Genomic DNA, 17332 nt, shown 5'->3' with positions numbered 1-17332 from the left:
GTGGAGCAGGATGCCGGCCCCAAGATGGAGGTCACACGGCGGCAGGAGCGCATCGCGTTCCTGTTGGTGACAGCGGTGGTGTTCCCGCTGCTGGCGATCCTGATCGTGGCCGGATACGGCTTCATGGTCTGGATGTGGCAGCTGCTGTTCGCAGGCCCGCCCACAGGTCCATGACCATGGCCGGCGCCGCACTCTCCCGACGGAAACTGCTGTTCGGCGCCGGCCCCTGCGGCCCGCGCCCACCCTGGGCGATCCCCGAAGCACGGTTCGTCGAATACTGCACCAGCTGCGACGCGTGCATCGGCGCCTGTCCGGAGCGTGTGCTGGGGCGCGCCGCCGATGGCCTGCCCCGGTTCGACCCGGCTGCCGGCATCGGCGAGTGCACGTTCTGTGGCGCCTGCGTGGAGGCCTGCGGCACCGGTGCATTGCAGCGCACGCGGCTGCCCCCCTGGGGCCTGCGTGCGACGGTCGCCGGAGCCTGCCTGGCCGGTTCCGGGATCGTATGCGCCAGCTGCCGCGAAGTCTGTCCGGAGCGGGCGATCCGCGTCCCACCCGGCGGGCGCGGCGCCGCCTCCGTCGATGCCCTGCGTTGCACCGGTTGTGGCGCCTGCGTCGGCGTATGCCCGGCCAGTGCGATCTCGCTGGCCGGAATGGAGGAGGCCTGCGCATGAACGCACCGGACGAGGTCCACATCGCCTCCTTCGTGCTCCAGCACCGCGCCGGTGCGCTGCAGGCGCTGCGCGCGGCGGTCGCGGCCGAGCCGGCGCTGGAGCTGGCCATCGCCAGTGACACGCGCAGCGTGGTGGTCTGCGAAACCGCGGACCGGTACCAGGTGATGGACCTGGTCGACCGCCTGCGTGAGCTGCCCGGCGTGCTCAACGTGCTGCTGGTGCACCACCATGCCGAACCGGCGGACGCGCTCGACGAACCGGTTTCCCCGCCCATTGCCAGTGGAGCTTCCGCATGAGCACCACGCGCCGCGAATTCATCCGCACCGCCGCCGCGGCCACCGCCGCCGCAGCCGCCGGGCTGCCATTACCCGGCGGCGGCACCAACGTGGTCACCGAAGGCGACCGCACCGGCCTGAAGTGGGACAAGGCGCCGTGCCGCTACTGCGGCACCGGCTGCGGAGTCAACGTGGCCGTGCGCGACGGCCGGGTGGTCGCCACCCATGGCGACGTGCATGCCGAGGTCAACCGTGGCATCAACTGCGTCAAGGGTTACTTCCTGTCCAAGGTGCTGTATGGCGCCGACCGCCTGACCACGCCGCTGCTGCGCAAGAAGAACGGCGCCTATGCCAAGGACGGCGACTTCACCCCGGTGTCCTGGGACGAGGCCTTCGACGTGATGGCCGAGCAGTTCAAGCGTGTGCTCAGGACCAAGGGCGGCGAGGGCATCGGCATGTTCGGCTCCGGGCAGTGGACCGTCTGGGAGGGCTATGCGGCGACCAAGCTGATGCGCGCCGGCTTCCGCAGCAACCACCTGGATCCCAACGCGCGCCACTGCATGGCCTCGGCCGCCTATGGCTTCATGCGCACCTTCGGCATGGACGAGCCGATGGGCTGCTACGACGACATCGAGGCGGCCGACGCTTTCGTGCTGTGGGGCTCGAACATGGCCGAGATGCACCCGATCCTGTGGACCCGGGTCACGGACCGCCGGCTGTCCAACCCGCACGTGAAGGTGGCGGTGCTGTCCACCTTCGAGCACCGCAGCTTCGAGCTGGCCGACATCCCGGTGGTGTTCAAGCCGCAGACCGACCTGGTGATCCTCAACTACATCGCCAACCACATCATCCGCACCGGGCGGGTGGACCGGCAGTTCGTGGAGAAGCACGCCACCTTCAAGCGCGGCGCGACCGACATCGGCTACGGCCTGCGCCCGGAGCATCCGCTGGAGGTGGCCGCCAGCGGCGCGGCCGATCCCGGCGCCGGCGAGCCGTGCAGTTTCGATGACTTCGCCCGCCTGGTCGCGCCCTATACCCTGCAGCACGCGGTAGAGATGACCGGGGTCGAGGCCGGCTGGCTGCAGCAGCTGGCCGAGCTGTACGCCGATCCGAAGGTCAGGGTGATGTCGTTCTGGACCATGGGCTTCAACCAGCACACCCGCGGGGTGTGGGCCAACAACATGGTCTACAACATCCACCTGCTGACCGGGAAGATCTCCACCCCGGGCAACAGCCCGTTCTCGCTGACCGGCCAGCCCTCGGCCTGCGGCACCGCGCGCGAGGTGGGCACCTTCAGCCACCGTCTGCCGGCTGACATGCTGGTGGCCAACCCGGAGCACCGCCAGCACGCCGAGGAGATCTGGAAGCTTCCGCGCGGCCTGCTGAATCCGAAGCCCGGCTACCACGCGGTGGAGCAGAACCGCGCGCTGAAGGACGGCCTGCTCAATGCCTACTGGGTGCAGGTCAACAACAACATGCAGGCCGGCGCCAACCTGCTGCAGGAGACCTGGCCCGGCTACCGCAACCCGGCGAACTTCATCGTCGTCTCCGACGCCTATCCCACGGTCACCGCGCAGGCCGCCGACCTGATCCTGCCGGCGGCGATGTGGGTGGAGAAGGAGGGCGCCTACGGCAATGCCGAGCGCCGCACCCAGTTCTGGCACCAGCTGGTGCAGGCCCCGGGCGAGGCCCGTTCGGACCTGTGGCAGCTGATGGAGTTCTCCAGGCGCTTCACCACCGACGAGTGCTGGCCGAAGGAGATCCTCGACGCCAATCCGGCCTACCGCGGCAAGACCCTGTTCGAGGTGCTGTTCGCCAACGGCAAGGTCGACGCGTTCCCGCTGTCGGATATCGAACAGGGCTACGCCAACCAGGAGTCCCAGCACTTCGGCTTCTACGTGCAAAAAGGCCTGTTCGAGGAGTACGCCGAGTTCGGACGCGGCCACGGCCACGACCTGGCGCCGTTCGACGCCTACCATCGGGCGCGTGGCCTGCGCTGGCCGGTGGTGGACGGCAAGGAAACCCGCTGGCGCTACCGCGAAGGCAGCGATCCCTACGTCAAGCCCGGGACCGGCTTCCAGTTCTACGGCAACAAGGACGGCAAGGCGGTGATCTGGGCGCTGCCCTACGAGCCGCCGGCCGAGGCGCCCGACGACGAGTACGACCTGTGGCTGGTGACCGGACGGGTGCTGGAGCACTGGCATTCCGGCTCGATGACCATGCGCATCCCCGAGCTCTACAGGGCGTTCCCCGCCGCGGTGTGCTTCATGAACCCCGACGACGCCCGCGCGCGCGGGCTCAAGCGCGGCGACGAGGTGCGGGTGGCCTCGCGTCGCGGCGAGATGCGCACCCGGGTCGAGACGCGCGGCCGCAACCGCATGCCGCGCGGGGTGGTGTTCGTGCCCTGGTTCGATGCCGGCCAGCTGATCAACAAGGTCACCCTGGACGCCACCGATCCCATCTCCAAGCAGACCGACTACAAGAAGTGCGCGGTCAAGGTCCTCCCCGCATAGGAGCCGCGTCATGCGAAACCGGATGCCGCTGGTCGCAATCGCCCTGGCCGTCGTGCTGGGGGCACTGCTGTTCTTCCTCGGCGTGATCCTGGGTCGCGGCGCGCGCGAGGCGCGGGCGCCGCAACCGCAGGCCACCGCATCCGTGCCGGTGGACGCGCGGGCCGTCTTCATCCCCGGTTCCGGGCAGATCGACGCCATCCGCCGCGGCGTGCCGGTGGACCAGGAAGGCCACCCGCCGCCGATCGCGCGGGTGGAGAACACCGACATCAAGCGGGTGCGGGCCTATCCGATGCAGCCGCCGACCATTCCCCACGCGATCGACGGCTACCAGGTCGACCGGAACAGCAACCGCTGCATGCTGTGCCACGCCCGCGCCAACGCGGCCACCTTCCAGGCCCCGCCGGTGAGCGTCACCCACTACATGGACCGCGACGACCAGTTCCTCGCCTCGATCTCGCCGCGCCGCTACTTCTGCATGCAGTGCCACGTGGTCCAGACCGATGCCCCGACCCTGGTGGCCAACGGCTTCCGCGACATCGACAGCCTGCTTGCCGATCCGGCGGCCCCGCAGGCGGAGGTGCACTGAATGCTCCGCCGCCTCCGCCGCCACGTGTCGCTGCTGTGGATGACCCTGCGTTCGCCCAGCCGCTACTACAGCCTGGGGTTCCTGACCGTGGCCGGGTTCATCGCCGGCGTCCTGTTCTGGGGCGGGTTCAACACCGCGCTGGAGGCGACCAATACCGAGCGCTTCTGCACCACCTGCCACGAGATGCGCGACAACGTGTTCGAGGAGCTGAAGACCACGATCCACTACACCAACCGCTCCGGCGTGCGCGCCACCTGCCCGGACTGCCATGTCCCGCACAACTGGACCGACAAGATCGCGCGCAAGATGCAGGCCTCCAAGGAGGTCTGGGGCAAGATCTTCGGCACCATCAATACCCGCGAGAAATTCCTTGACGAGCGGCTGGTGCTGGCCAGCCACGAGTGGGCGCGGCTGAAGGCCAACGACTCGCTGGAGTGCCGCAACTGCCACGACTTCGATTCGATGGACCTGACCCGCCAGGGCGCGCGCGCGGCCCAGGTCCACAAGCTGTGGCTGGGCACCGGCGAGAAGACCTGCATCGACTGCCACAAGGGCATCGCCCATCGCCTGCCGGACATGGCGGGCGTGCCGCAGGGCTGAATCGCCCCATCGTGGTGCAATCCACTGCATGACCGTTGCATGCGCCGGCGCATGGAGGGTGTGATGGCGCACCCGCATGAACGGGTTACGTGACCTCGCAGGAAAATCCGCAAAAGTCACACCGGTGACGGTTGGAATTCACAACGTATTTATCGGAACGCGCTGTAGATTGCAGCCGTAGCTCGCGCATATCCCCCACGATCTGCGTTGACCTCCCAAAACGAACCTCCGCTGCCCCCTGCAAGGGGTGGTGCGGGAAACGTCAACCCCAGAACAACGAGCCACTGCGATGTCAGCCGCCCCCGATTCCGTCGGTGTTGTCGCGTTACGTGAACAGAAGTCGCTGCGGCTTCCACCACGGGATGAACGGGGGCGCTTCATGCGCCGCCAGTCGGCAGCCGTGCTGCCGCAGCCGGGCCACCACAGCATCCCGGTGCTCTTCGTCGTCTCCGAGATGGCGGACTTCCTCAAGGCCGGCGGCCTCGGCGACGTCGCCGCCGCCCTGCCGCGCGCGCTGCGCCCTGCCTGCGACGTGCGCGTGCTGATCCCGGGCTACCCGGAAGTCCTGCAGCGCATCCGCGCCATGAACATCGTCGGCCGGGTGGACGCCCATGCCGGCCTGCCGGAATGCCGGATCGGCCTGACCCACCAGGCCGACGGCCTGCCGGTCTACGTGCTGCTGTGCCCGGAACTGTTCGAGCGGAGCGGCTCGCCCTACGTGGACGGCTCCGGCGCCGAGTGGGACGACAATGCAATCCGCTTCGCCACCTTCGCCCATGCCGCCGCGCGCATCGGCGCCGGTGGCTGCGGACTGAAGTGGCGGCCGGCCCTGCTGCACCTCAACGACTGGCCCTCGGCCATGGCCGCGGCCTACGTGCGCTGGACCGGCGGTGACACCCCGAGCGTGCTGACCATCCACAACCTCGCCTACCAGGGCGTGTTCCCGCGCAGCGTGGCCAAGGCCATCGGCGTGCCGAAGGCGCACCTGGAGGACATGGAGTTCCATGGCCGGCTTTCGTTCCTCAAGGCCGGGATCATCAACGCAACCCGCATCAACACCGTCAGCGTCAGCTATGCGGCGCAGATCGTGGGGCCGGAGGAGGGCTGTGGCCTGCACGAGCTGCTGGCCAGGCGGGCCGCGCAGGGCCACCTCAGCGGGATCGTCAACGGCATCGACGACAGCTGGGACCCGGCCACCGACCGTTCCCTGCCGGCGCGTTTCAGCCCTGCCGACTGCCGCGACCGCCATCTCAACGCGCGCGCGGTACGCACCGCGTTCGGCCTGCCGGACAACGGCGGCCCGCTGTTCGCGGTCGTCTCGCGACTGGTCCACCAGAAGGGCCTGGACATCACCTGCGAGGTGGCGCCGCAGATCGTGGCCGCCGGCGGCCAGGTGGTGATCATCGGCGGCGGCGAGCCGCAGGTGGAGGCGCAGGTGGCCGCCCTGGTGCGCCGCTTCCCCGGCGCCGTAGGAGCCTTCATCGGCTTCGAGGAAGGGCTGGCCCGGCGGATGTTCGCCGGTGCGGACTTCCTGTTGATGCCATCGCGCTTCGAGCCCTGCGGCCTCAGCCAGATGTACGCGCAGCGCTTCGGCTGCCTGCCGGTTGCGCATGCGACCGGCGGCCTGATCGACACGGTCGACGACGGCGTGACCGGCTTCCTGTTCGAGGGCGCCAGCGCCGACGGCCTGCGCCGCTGCCTGCAGCGCGCGATACGTACCTTCCGCAGTCCGCTGCTGCTGGGCGCCATGCGCCGCGCGGCCATGCTGCGCCCCGGTGGCTGGACGCCGGCCGGGCAGCAGTACCACGCGCTCTACCGCCAGGCGGCCGGGATCGCCGCAACCCGGGGGCTGACCGCATGAGCGAAGGGGTGGCGGCCATGCCGCAGGAATGCGAACCAGCCTTCCCGGGCGGCCCCGGGGATCCGGAACGCGACGCCGCCCTGGCGGCGCTCGCGGCGGGCGAGCCGGTCGACGCCTTCGCCTGGCTTGGCGCGCATGCGCTGCCGGAAGGCGGGTTCTGCCTGCGGGTCCTGTTCCCGGGGGCGGTTGCGGTGAGCTGCGGCACCGGCCCGGACCAGTGGCCCGCGCTGCGGCCGACTTCGGTGTTCGGCGTGTTCGAGGCACGGGTCGACGGCGGCGGCGTGCACCTGCTGCGGGTGGACTGGGGCGACCGGGTCGAGGAGACCGAGGATGCCTACGGGTTCGGCGCGTTGCTGGACGAGGCGTTGCTGGAGCGCCTGTCGGCCGGCGATGGCGAGGCCTGCCGCGCGGCGCTGGGCGCCCATCCCATGCGGCTGGGCGAAGTCGAGGGCGTGCGCTTCGCGGTATGGGCGCCCAATGCCCGGCGCGTGGCCGTGGTGGGCGACTTCAACGGCTGGGACGGGCGTCGCCACCCCATGCGCCTGCGCCATCGTGCCGGCGTCTGGGAGATCTTCCTGCCGCGCGTGCGGGCCGGCGCCCTGTACAAGTACGAGATCACCGGGCTGGACGGCGCACGCCTGCCGCACAAGGCCGACCCCTGCGCACGCCAGTGCGAACTGCCGCCGTCCACCGCATCGCGGGTGGCCGATCCCGCGCCGTTCGCCTGGAACGACGAGGAATGGATGGCCTCGCGTGGCTGGGAAGGCAGGCCGCTTTCGATCTACGAGGTGCATGCCGGCTCCTGGCGACGCGATGCCGAAGGGCGCGCGCCGGACTGGGACGCGCTGGGCGACGAGCTGATTCCGCACGTGCAGGCGCTGGGCTTTACCCATATCGAGCTGCTGCCGGTCAGCGAGCATCCGTTCGGTGGCTCCTGGGGCTACCAGCCGCTGGGCATCTATGCGCCTACCGCGCGCCATGGCGAACCGGCGGCGTTCGCGCGCTTCGTCGACCGCTGCCATCGCGCCGGGATCGGCGTGATCCTGGACTGGGTCAGTGCCCACTTCCCGACCGACGCGCACGGCCTGCAGCGTTTCGACGGCACCGCGCTGTACGAGCACGAGGACCCGCGCGAGGGCTTCCACCGCGACTGGCACACCCTGATCTACAACTACGGCCGCAACGAGGTCTCGGCCTTCCTGGTCGGCTCGGCGCTGGAATGGATCGAGCGCTTCCATATCGACGGCCTGCGCGTGGACGCGGTGGCCTCGATGCTCTACCGCGACTACAGCCGGCCCGAGGGCGAGTGGGTTCCCAACGAGCATGGCGGACGCGAGAACCTGCAGGCGATCGGTTTCCTGCGCCGGATGAACAGCGAGCTGCGCCGCCGCTTCCCGGACGTGATGCTGATCGCCGAGGAGTCCACCGCATGGCCGGGCGTCACCGCGCCGGCCGAACACGGCGGGCTGGGTTTCACCCACAAGTGGAACATGGGCTGGATGCACGACACCCTCCAGCACATGGGGCGCGATCCGATCCATCGCGGCTGGCACCACAGCGAGATGACGTTCGGCCTGGTCTACGCCTTCGCCGAGCGCTTCGTGCTGCCGCTGTCGCATGACGAGGTGGTGCACGGCAAGGGCTCGCTGCTGCGGCGCATGCCCGGAGACGAGTGGCAGCGCTTCGCCAACCTGCGGGCCTATTTCGCCCTGATGTGGGCGCACCCCGGGGCCAAGCTGCTGTTCATGGGCGGCGAGTGCGGCCAGCTGGCCGAATGGAACCACGATGCCCAGCTGGACTGGGAAGAAGCGAAGCGCCCCCTCAACGATGGGCTGGCGCGGCTGGTCGGCGACCTCAACCGCATGCTTCGCGCGCAGCCGGCCCTGCACGTGGCCGAGCAGGACGAGCGCAGCTTCGAGTGGAGCGTGGCCGACGACTCGCGCAACAACGTGGTCGCCTTCCTGCGCCACGATCCGGAAGGGCGCGCGCCACCGGTGCTGGCGGTGACCAACCTCACCCCGGCCGTGCACCATGGCTACTCGGTAGGCGTGCCCTGCGCCGGCGGCTGGCGCGAGCTGCTCAACACCGACAGCGCCCATTACGGTGGCAGCAACGTCGGCAATGGCGGCCTGCTGCAGACGGTGCGGCGACCCATGCATGGCCACGCGCAGTCGCTGGCCCTGACGTTGCCGCCGCTGGCCACGCTTTACCTCCAGGCCGGGGCATGAGCGCCATCACCGCGTCCAAGCCCCCGGGCGCCTGCCCAGCCGGGGAGGGGAACTGGCGCTTCCGTTTTTGGGCTCCGGATGCGCGCCAGGTGGAACTCGTGCTCGCCGGCCAGGCCGTGCCGATGTGGGCAGCGGGCGATGGCTGGTTCGAAGTCGAAACGGCGGCCGTTGAGGGCGCGCGCTACCGCTATCGCATCGATGGTGGCAACGAGGTACCGGATCCGGCTTCGCGCTGGCAGCCCGAAGGCGTGCACGGACCCAGCGCCCTGTACCGCGGCGATTACACGTGGCGCCACGACGACTGGCGTGGCCGGCCCTGGCGCGAGGCGGTGGTCTACGAACTGCATGTCGGCGCGTGCGGCGGCTATGTCGGGGTACGCGCGCAGCTGCCGCGGCTGGCGGCACTGGGGATTACCGCGATCGAGCTGATGCCGCTGGCCCAGTTCCCGGGCAGCCGCAACTGGGGCTACGACGGGGTGCTGCCGTTCGCTCCCGCCAATGCCTATGGCACCCCGGACGAGCTCAAGGCGTTGGTGGACGAGGCCCATGGCCTGGGCCTGATGGTGCTGCTGGACGTGGTCTACAACCACTTCGGCCCGGACGGGAACTACCTGGGCAGCTATGCCTCGTCGTTCTTCCGCGCCGGCTCGCACACACCCTGGGGCGAGGCCATCGATTTCGGGCAGCCGGCGGTGCAGGGCTATTTCATCGCCAATGCGCTGATGTGGCTGGAGGAATACCGCTTCGACGGACTGCGCCTGGACGCGGTGCATGCGATCGAGCCGACCGCCTTCCTCCACCAGCTGCGGAAGGCGGTGCATGCGGCCCTGCCTGCCGACCGCCACGTGCACCTGGTGCTGGAGAACGAGCACAACCAGGCCAGCCTGCTGCGCGGGGGTTTCACCGCGCAGTGGGACGACGACTTCCACAACGCCCTGCACGTGCTGCTGACCGGCGAGGACGAGGGCTATTACGGCGATTACGCGCCGCAGGCCGCCGCGCACCTGGCGCGCGTGCTTGGAGAGGGCTTTGCCTGGCAGGGCGAGACCACCCCGCGGGGGCGCGTCCGTGGCGAGTCGAGCGCGGATGTGCCGCCGGAACGCTTCGTCGCCTTCGCCCAGAACCATGACCAGATCGGCAACCGCGCCTGCGGCGAGCGGCTGTCAGTGCTGGTCACGCCGGAACGCCTGCGCGTGGCGATGGCCCTGACCGCGCTGACCCCGATGGTGCCGCTGTTCTTCATGGGCGAACCCTGGGCGGCGCGCGAGCCCTTCCTGTTCTTCACCGACTTCCAGGCGCCCCTGGACGAGGCCGTGCGCGAAGGCCGCCGCCGCGAGTTCGCGCACTTCGCCGCCTTCGCCAGCGCCGAGGCCAGGCGCACGATTCCCGATCCCAACGCGGCCTCGACCTTCGAGGCTTCGCGCGCGCCCTGGCCGGCCGGGGACGATGCCCTGGCCGGGGCGTGGCTGGCCTGGTTCGGCGGACTGCTCGCCCTGCGCGCCCGCGAGCTGATGCCGCACCTGGACCAGGCCCGGCCACTTGGTGGGCGCGTGATCGGCGAGTCCGCCGTCGCTGCCGGCTGGCAGCTGGGCGGGGCGCAGTGGTGGATCGAACTGAACCTCGGCCGCGCCACGCTTCCCAGCGCCCTGCCGCCGGGACGCGACCTGCTGCGCACCGGGCCGATGGAGGAGGGCGAGCTGCCGCCGGACCGGCTGCGCGTGCGCAGGGTGGGCCCATGAGCGGGGACGACGCGAGCCTGCACGCCCTGGCCGAGGCTGCGGGCCTGTGCCGCGAATGGACCGATGTCTCCGGCCGGCCGCAGGTGGTGTCCGACGCCACCCTGCACGGGGTACTGGCGGCGATGGATCTTCCCGCGGCCACGGTGGCGCAGCGCCGCGACAGCCTGCATCGGGTGCAGGCCGTGCAGGCCGAGCCGCCGCTGGTGACCGCCCGTCCAGGTACCCGGATCGCGGTCGGCGGCGGACCTGGCCTGCGGCAGTGGGAATCGGAGGACGGCGAACGCGAGGACGCACGGGTCGACGCGCGTGGCCGCGTGCGCGTGCCACTGACGCCGGGTTACTGGACCTTGCGCGACGGCGCGCCGCGCCGGGTCGCCGTGGCGCCGGATCGTTGCTTCGGCGTGGAGGATGCGGTGCCGGATGGACGCGCCTGGGGCGTGGCGCTACAGGTGTACTCGGCGCGCACCCCGGGCGATGGCGGCATTGGCGACACCGCAGGCTGCAGCGACTGGCTGCGCAGGCTGGCCGCCGCCGGTGGCGACGCGCTGGCGCTGAGCCCGGTACATGCCGCGCTCGAGGGCGCGGGCTATTACAGCCCCTACGCACCCAGCGACAGGCGCTGCCTCGATCCCCTGCATGCCTCGCCGTCGCAGGTATTCGGCGAAGTGGCGGAACAGGCGCTGGAGGATGATCCGGGCCTGCGCCCGCGCCTGCGTGAACTGGAGTCGGCGCGGTTCGTCGACTGGGCCGCGGCGCGGCCTGCCAAGTGGGCCTGGCTGCGCCGGCTGCATGCGCATGGCCTGGCCCTGCGCCCCGACCTGCAGGCGGACTTCACGCGCTTCGCCGCCGCGCCGCCACCGGAAGTGGCCGCGTATGTGGCGTTCACCGCCGGCGATGACGAGGACGCCGCGCAGCTGCACCTGTTCGGGCAATGGCTGGCACGCACCGCCTGGGCGCAGTGCCAGCGACAGGCGCGCGGGGCCGGGCTGGGCATCGGCCTTGTCGCGGACCTGGCGGTGGGCTTCGACCCGTCCGGCAGCGAGGCCGCGGCTTCGCCGTCGGCGGTGCTGCGGGGACTGGAACTGGGCGCGCCGCCGGATGCATTCAATGCCGAAGGGCAGGCCTGGGGCATCAGCGGCTATTCGCCCACCGGGTTGCGGCAGTCGGGCTTCGCGCCGTTCATCGAGCTGCTGCGCGCGGTGATGCGCGACCGCGGTGGCGTGCGCATCGACCATATCCTCGGCCTGCAGCGGCTGTGGGTCGTGCCGCGCGGCGCCAGTGCACGCGACGGCGTTTACCTGCGCTGCGAGCTGGATGTGCTGCTCGACCTGCTGGCGCTGGAGTCCTGGCGCCACCGCTGCATCGTGATCGGCGAGGACCTGGGCGTGGTACCGCCGGGCATCCGCGCGAAGCTGGCGCGCCGCGGCGTACTGGGGATCGACGTGCTGCCGTTCACCCGCGACCGCCGCGGCGCGTTCATGCCGCCCAAGCGCTGGCGCCGCCATGCGGTCGCCACCACCACCACACACGACCTGCCCAGCATCGCCGGCTGGGGTGAGGGGCGCGACATCGCCTGGCGCCTGGGACTGCAGGAGGGAACGCCCGAAGCGCTGCTTGCCACGCCGCAGTGGCAGGAGCGGCAGGCCGACGTGGCGCGCCTGCGCAAGGCCTTCCGCACCGAGGGCATCGACAGCGGGGACCTGCGCATGGATGCCTTGCGGTTTACCGCCCGTCCCCGGCCGTGCTTGCGCTGTTGCCGGCCGAGGACGCGCTGGGCCTGGGCGAACAGCCCAACCTGCCCGGGACCACCGACAGCCATCCCAACTGGCGCAGGCGCCTGCCGGATCCGCTGCCGGAGCCGGTCCTGGATACATCGCTGCAGGCCTTCGCCCAGGCCCGCAGCGACGCGGCGGAGGCGACGCCATGAGCCGGCCTTCGCCCCCCGCTCCCCGGGCCACCATGCGCCTGCAGCTGCATGCAGGCTTCACCCTGGACGACGCCACGGCGCAGGTCGGCTACTTCGCCCGCCTGGGCATCAGTCACCTGTACCTGTCGCCGGTCGGCGCCGCGGTGCCCGGCTCGACCCATGGCTACGACAACACCGATCCGACCCGGGTGAACCCGGAGCTGGGGGGCGAGCCGGCCCTGCTGCGCCTGTCGCAGGCCGCGCGCGAACATGGCATGGGCCTGCTGCTGGACATCGTGCCCAACCACATGGCCACCCACGCCAGCAACGCGTGGTGGATGGACCTGCTCAGGCACGGACCCCGCAGCCGGCATGCCGACTGGTTCGACGTCGACTGGGAGGCGCCCGGCGCGGGTGGCCGCCTGCTGCTGCCAGTGCTGGACCGTCCGCTGCATGCGGCGCTGGCCGAAGGCCTGTTGCAGTTGGAGCGCCGGGACGATGGCTGGCAAGTGCGCCATTACGACCAGGCCTGGCCGCTGGGTCCCGGCACGGTACCGGCACCTGCCGGCGCCCGCGCGGGGGCCTGGCTGGAACGCGTCAATGCCGGGGCCCGCCGCGGCGAGGGCACGCTGGCCGGCATCCTCGAACGCCAGGCTTACCGGCTGCTCTGGTGGCGCGCGGGCAACGACCGCATCAATTACCGCCGCTTCTTCGACATCACCTCGCTGGCCGCGCTGCGGGTGGAACGCCGCGACGTGTTCGAGGCGGTGCATGCGCTGCCGCTGCGACTGCTGGCCGAGGGCGTGATCGACGGCGTGCGCGTGGACCATGTCGACGGCCTGACCGATCCCACCGGCTACGTGCAGGCGCTGCGCGGGGCGCTGGACCGTGCCGGCGCGCGTCGCGGCCTCGCGGCGGGACAGGCGCTGCTGTACGTGGAAAAGATCCTCGCACCCGGCGAGCAGCTGCCGGCGTCCTGGCCCAGCCAGGGCACGACCGGCTACGACTTCATGGACCAGGCCGGCGCGGTGCTGCATGACGCCGCCGGCCTGCAGGACCTGCGTGCGCGCTGGGAGCAGGCCGGTGGCGAGGGCGACTTCGCCGCGGTCGAGCGCGATGCGCGGCTGCTTGTCCTGCGGGGCCCGCTGCAGGCCGAGTTCAACCGTTGCCTGCACAGGCTGTTGGCGGTCGCCGCGCAGGAGCCGGCGCTGGCCGATTTCAGCGCGCAGATGTGGGCCCGCGCCCTGCAGGCTCTATGCGTGCGATTCCCGGTCTACCGCACCTATGCGGGCCAGGACGGGCTGGATGCCGAAGGCGGCGCGTGGCTCGATGCCGCCACGGCTGCCGCGCGGGACGATCTCGGTCCGGCGGAGGAGCAGGCCCTGGCAGCGCTTACCGGCTGGCTGCGGGGCGGCGCCGATGCGGCTGGCGTGCCCGCCGCACTCCTGCAGCGGCTGCGCGCCGGCTTCGAGCAGCTCACCGCGCCGCTCAACGCCAAGGCGGTGGAGGACACCGCGTTCTACCGCCATGGCGTGCTGCTCTCGCGCAACGAGGTCGGCAGCCACCCGCTGCATGCACCACCGGGCATCGATGGCTTCCACCGCGCCTGCCGCGAGCGCGCCAGGCGCCATCCCCTGGCGTTGCTGGCCACCGCCACCCATGACCACAAGCGCGGCGAGGACACACGCGCCCGGCTGGCGGCGCTGTCGCATCGCCCGCAATGGTGGGGCGAACAGATCGACGTCTTCGAGGAGGCCACGCCGCCGCGCCTGCGCGACGCGGTGCCGGCCACCTTCCGCCTGATGCTGTGGCAGACCCTGGTCGCGGCCTGGCCGCTGCAGCTTCGGGACAACAGGGCGCGCAAGGCATACGCCGACCGGGTCGTCGCCTGGGCGACCAAGGCGCTGCGCGAGGGCAAGCAGCACAGCAGCTGGACCGAGCCGGACGAGGCCGTCGAAGCGGCAGTCGATGCGCTGGTGCGCCATGCGCTGAGGGACAACGCCCTGCACCAGGCGCTGGCCCGGACAGCCGAAGCGCTGGGCGTGCCCGGAGCGCGCCTGGGCCTGGCCCAGCTGCTGTTGCGGCTGGCCACGCCCGGAGTGCCTGACACTTACCAGGGCACCGAGGGCTGGGACCTGAGCCTGGTCGATCCCGACAACCGTCGCCCCGTGGACTATGCCCTGCGCCGTGCCTGGCTGGACGACGCCCGCGACTGGCCGGCGCTGCTGCGACAGTGGCAGGACGGTGCGGTCAAGGCCCGGCTGCTGGCGTCCATGCTCGCGCGGCGCAGCACGCATCCACGGCTGTTCCAGGCGCGCTACACGCCGCAGCCAGCAGGCGAGGACGTGGTGGCATTCCTCCGCGGCAGCGGCCGCCAGCAGCTGTGGGCCGGCGCGCTGGTGGGCGATGCCCCGGTGGTGGAAGGCGAAGGACTGCTTGTGCCCGAAACGCACTGGGGTGCGCGCAGCCTGCGCCTGCCCGCGGGCAACTGGCGCGACGTGCTGGGAGATGCGCGCCTGGAACTGGAATCGCCGCGGGACGTGCCGCTGTCGACGCTGTTTGCACGCTCGCCCGTGGCAGTGTGGATCACTGAATGAGGAACGATGCCATGGACCCGGCCGAACGCCAGCGCCGCACGCGCGAACTCGCGCGCCAGATCTGGGAGGCCGAGGGCCGCCCCGACGGCCAGGAGCTGCGCCACTGGGGCATGGCCGAACGCCTGGTGGAAGCCGAGATCGCCGCACGCGCGCTGGACCAGCAGGCCGGCCAGGGAACCGCGGGAGAGGAGGACGAACGTGCCGACGCGTAAATGGAGCCGCCAGTCGCGGCTGGAAGAGGGCACGCCGTACCCACTGGGCGCGACCTGGGATGGGCTGGGCGTCAACTTCGCCCTGTACTCGCGGCATGCCACGAAGGTGGAGCTGTGCCTGTTCGACGAACGCGGACGCGAGCAGGAACGCATCACCTTGCCCGAGTACACCGACGAGATCTGGCACGGCTACCTGCCCGATGCGCGGCCCGGCCAGCGCTACGGCTACCGCGTGCACGGCCCGTACGAGCCGGACGCCGGCCACCGCTTCAACCCGCACAAGCTGCTGCTGGATCCCTACGCCAAGCAGATCAGCGGCGAACTCAAGTGGGCGCCCCACCTGTTCGGCTACACCCTGGGCCACCGCGACCTGGACCTGAGCTTCGACCGCCGCGACAGCGCCCCGTACATGCCCAAGTGCGTGGTGATCGATCCGGCCTTCACCTGGGGACGCGAGCGCTCGCCGGCCACTCCCTGGGACCGGACCGTCGTCTACGAAGCCCATGTGCGCGGCCTGACCATGCGCAATGGCGCCATCCCGGAAGGGCTGCGCGGCACCTTCGCCGGCCTGCGCCACGACGCGGTGATCTCGCACCTGAAGTACCTGGGCGTGACCGCGATCGAGCTGCTGCCGGTGCATGCCTTCGTCGACGACCAGTACCTGCTGGACAAGGGCCTGCGCAACTACTGGGGCTACAACTCCATCGGCTTCTTCGCGCCGCACCCGCGCCACCTGTCGGGCAGCAGCATCACCGAGTTCAAGCAGATGGTGGCGCGAATGCACGACGCCGGGATCGAGGTGATCCTGGACGTGGTCTACAACCACACCGCCGAGGGCAACGAGCTGGGCCCGACGCTGTCGTTCAAGGGCATCGACAACGCTGGCTATTACCGGCTGGCCGACGACCGCCGCTACTACATCAACGACACCGGCACCGGCAACACCTTCGACCTGACCAACGCCGGCGCGCTGCGCATGGTGATGGACTCGCTGCGCTACTGGGTGCGCGAGATGCGGGTCGACGGCTTCCGCTTCGACCTGGCAACCATCCTCGGCCGCGAGCGCACCGGCTTCGATGCGTCCTGCAGCTTCCTCGACGCGGTGCGCCAGGACCCGCTGCTGGCACACGTCAAGCTGATCGCCGAGCCCTGGGACATCGGCCCGGGCGGCTACCAGCTGGGCAACTTCGCCCCGGGCTGGGCGGAATGGAACGACAAGTTCCGCGACAACGTGCGCGCCCTGTGGCGCGGCGACCCGGGGCAGCTGGCCGAGTTCGCCACCCGCTTCACCGGCTCGGCCGACCTGTTCGACCACCATGGCCGCAAGCCGTACTCGTCGGTGAACTTCGTCACCGCGCACGACGGCTTCACCCTGCGCGACCTGGTCAGCTACAACGACAAGCACAACCTTGCCAACGGCGAGGAGGGCCGCGACGGCAGCGACAACAACATCTCCTGGAACCACGGCGCCGAGGGCGAGACCGACGATCCGGAGATCAATGCCCTGCGCGCCCGGCAGATGCGCAACCTGCTCGCCACCCTGCTGCTGTCGCAGGGCACGCCGATGCTGCTGTCAGGCGACGAGTTCGGCCACAGCCAGCAGGGCAACAACAACGCCTATTGCCAGGACAACGAACTGACCTGGCTGGACTGGGAGGCGGCGGCCGCCCCGGCGGCGCAGCAGCAGGCGGCCTTCGTGCGCCGGCTACTGCGCCTGCGCAGGCATTACCCGCAGCTGCGCCGCCGCCGGTTCTTCATGGGCGAGTACGACCGGTCCCACGGCCTGCACGACATCGGCTGGTTCCGTCCCGATGGCAGTGCGATGGAGGAGGGCGACTGGCACGACGGCGAGCGGCGGGTGCTGATGGCCTGCCTGGACGGGCAGGCGCCCACCAGCGGCCTGCACCAGCCCGAGCGCGAGGATTCGCTGGTGTTCCTGTTCAATGCCGGCGATGCCCCGCAGGAATTCCGCCTGCCGGAGCAGCTGCATACGCCGCGGTTGCTGGCCAGCAGCGCGGACGACCTGCCGCAGCCGGTGGATGGCGCCTGGCAGCTGCCGCCGCGTTCTCTGGTGCTGCTGGCCGTGCGCGTGAACCAGCCGCAGCCTGCCGATGCGGAGGATGCGGGACAGCCTGCGTCCTGAC

At 70.8% G+C, this 17332-nt stretch carries 12 protein-coding genes and 1 pseudogene; all 13 read left to right on the top strand.

All coding sequences use genetic code 11. The features are described from left to right. A complete protein-coding gene (locus CSC68_RS08425; RefSeq protein ID WP_343039879.1) occupies positions 1 to 174 on the top strand; it encodes a periplasmic nitrate reductase, NapE protein in 174 nt (57 codons plus the stop codon). Then, positions 171 to 671 (top strand): ferredoxin-type protein NapF, encoded by a 501-nt coding sequence (locus CSC68_RS08420; protein WP_246193494.1) that lies wholly within the window; start codon positions 171 to 173, stop codon positions 669 to 671. Before CSC68_RS08425 ends, CSC68_RS08420 begins: the two co-directional genes overlap by 4 nt. Then, positions 668 to 967, top strand: coding sequence for a chaperone NapD (locus CSC68_RS08415; protein ID WP_162203116.1), 300 nt, complete (start codon positions 668 to 670; stop codon positions 965 to 967). Before CSC68_RS08420 ends, CSC68_RS08415 begins: the two co-directional genes overlap by 4 nt. Then, the gene (gene napA, locus CSC68_RS08410) at positions 964 to 3459 is read left to right on the top strand and encodes a periplasmic nitrate reductase subunit alpha (protein ID WP_162203115.1); all 2496 of its coding nucleotides are present in this window, start codon (positions 964 to 966) and stop codon (positions 3457 to 3459) included. Before CSC68_RS08415 ends, napA begins: the two co-directional genes overlap by 4 nt. Positions 3460 to 3469: 10 nt before the next feature. Further along, positions 3470 to 4045 (top strand): nitrate reductase cytochrome c-type subunit, encoded by a 576-nt coding sequence (locus CSC68_RS08405; protein ID WP_211365718.1) that lies wholly within the window; start codon positions 3470 to 3472, stop codon positions 4043 to 4045. Next, the gene (locus tag CSC68_RS08400) at positions 4046 to 4645 is read left to right on the top strand and encodes a NapC/NirT family cytochrome c (RefSeq protein WP_162203114.1); all 600 of its coding nucleotides are present in this window, start codon (positions 4046 to 4048) and stop codon (positions 4643 to 4645) included. It abuts the gene before it with no gap. A gap of 379 nt (positions 4646 to 5024) precedes the next feature. Further along, positions 5025 to 6506, top strand: a complete 1482-nt coding sequence (gene glgA / locus CSC68_RS08395; RefSeq protein WP_211365717.1) for a glycogen synthase GlgA — start codon at positions 5025 to 5027, stop codon at positions 6504 to 6506. Further along, complete coding sequence (glgB, locus tag CSC68_RS08390; RefSeq protein WP_162203112.1) at positions 6503 to 8734, top strand: 1,4-alpha-glucan branching protein GlgB; 2232 nt, start codon at positions 6503 to 6505, stop codon at positions 8732 to 8734. The genes glgA and glgB overlap by 4 nt, the downstream gene beginning before the upstream one ends. After that, a complete protein-coding gene (gene treZ, locus CSC68_RS08385; protein ID WP_162203111.1) occupies positions 8731 to 10473 on the top strand; it encodes a malto-oligosyltrehalose trehalohydrolase in 1743 nt (580 codons plus the stop codon). The genes glgB and treZ overlap by 4 nt, the downstream gene beginning before the upstream one ends. Further along, positions 10470 to 12400 (top strand): annotated as a pseudogene (locus CSC68_RS08380) (4-alpha-glucanotransferase). Before treZ ends, CSC68_RS08380 begins: the two are co-directional and overlap by 4 nt. Then, positions 12397 to 14976 carry a malto-oligosyltrehalose synthase gene (treY, locus tag CSC68_RS08375; protein ID WP_162203110.1) on the top strand — a complete coding sequence of 860 codons (2580 nt, stop codon included), beginning with the start codon at positions 12397 to 12399 and terminating at the stop codon, positions 14974 to 14976. The pseudogene CSC68_RS08380 and the gene treY overlap by 4 nt, the downstream one beginning before the upstream one ends. A gap of 11 nt (positions 14977 to 14987) precedes the next feature. After that, positions 14988 to 15188, top strand: coding sequence for a DUF2934 domain-containing protein (locus CSC68_RS08370; protein ID WP_162203157.1), 201 nt, complete (start codon positions 14988 to 14990; stop codon positions 15186 to 15188). Further along, positions 15175 to 17331 (top strand): glycogen debranching protein GlgX, encoded by a 2157-nt coding sequence (gene glgX, locus CSC68_RS08365; protein WP_162203109.1) that lies wholly within the window; start codon positions 15175 to 15177, stop codon positions 17329 to 17331. Before CSC68_RS08370 ends, glgX begins: the two co-directional genes overlap by 14 nt. Position 17332 lies beyond the last annotated feature (1 nt).

The organism is Pseudoxanthomonas suwonensis (assembly GCF_010093235.1).
Taxonomy (GTDB): domain Bacteria; phylum Pseudomonadota; class Gammaproteobacteria; order Xanthomonadales; family Xanthomonadaceae; genus Pseudoxanthomonas; species Pseudoxanthomonas suwonensis.
This window is presented reverse-complemented; position numbering and strand designations above follow the sequence as displayed.

Coding starts and splice junctions, on each gene's coding strand:
- CSC68_RS08405 (WP_211365718.1), top strand. CDS start 3,470: ATGCGAAACCGGATGCCGCTGGTCGCAATCGCCCTGGCCGTCGTGCTG.
- napA (WP_162203115.1), top strand. CDS start 964: ATGAGCACCACGCGCCGCGAATTCATCCGCACCGCCGCCGCGGCCACC.
- CSC68_RS08400 (WP_162203114.1), top strand. CDS start 4,046: ATGCTCCGCCGCCTCCGCCGCCACGTGTCGCTGCTGTGGATGACCCTG.
- glgB (WP_162203112.1), top strand. CDS start 6,503: ATGAGCGAAGGGGTGGCGGCCATGCCGCAGGAATGCGAACCAGCCTTC.
- CSC68_RS08420 (WP_246193494.1), top strand. CDS start 171: ATGACCATGGCCGGCGCCGCACTCTCCCGACGGAAACTGCTGTTCGGC.
- CSC68_RS08370 (WP_162203157.1), top strand. CDS start 14,988: ATGGACCCGGCCGAACGCCAGCGCCGCACGCGCGAACTCGCGCGCCAG.
- treY (WP_162203110.1), top strand. CDS start 12,397: ATGAGCCGGCCTTCGCCCCCCGCTCCCCGGGCCACCATGCGCCTGCAG.
- CSC68_RS08415 (WP_162203116.1), top strand. CDS start 668: ATGAACGCACCGGACGAGGTCCACATCGCCTCCTTCGTGCTCCAGCAC.
- glgA (WP_211365717.1), top strand. CDS start 5,025: ATGCGCCGCCAGTCGGCAGCCGTGCTGCCGCAGCCGGGCCACCACAGC.
- treZ (WP_162203111.1), top strand. CDS start 8,731: ATGAGCGCCATCACCGCGTCCAAGCCCCCGGGCGCCTGCCCAGCCGGG.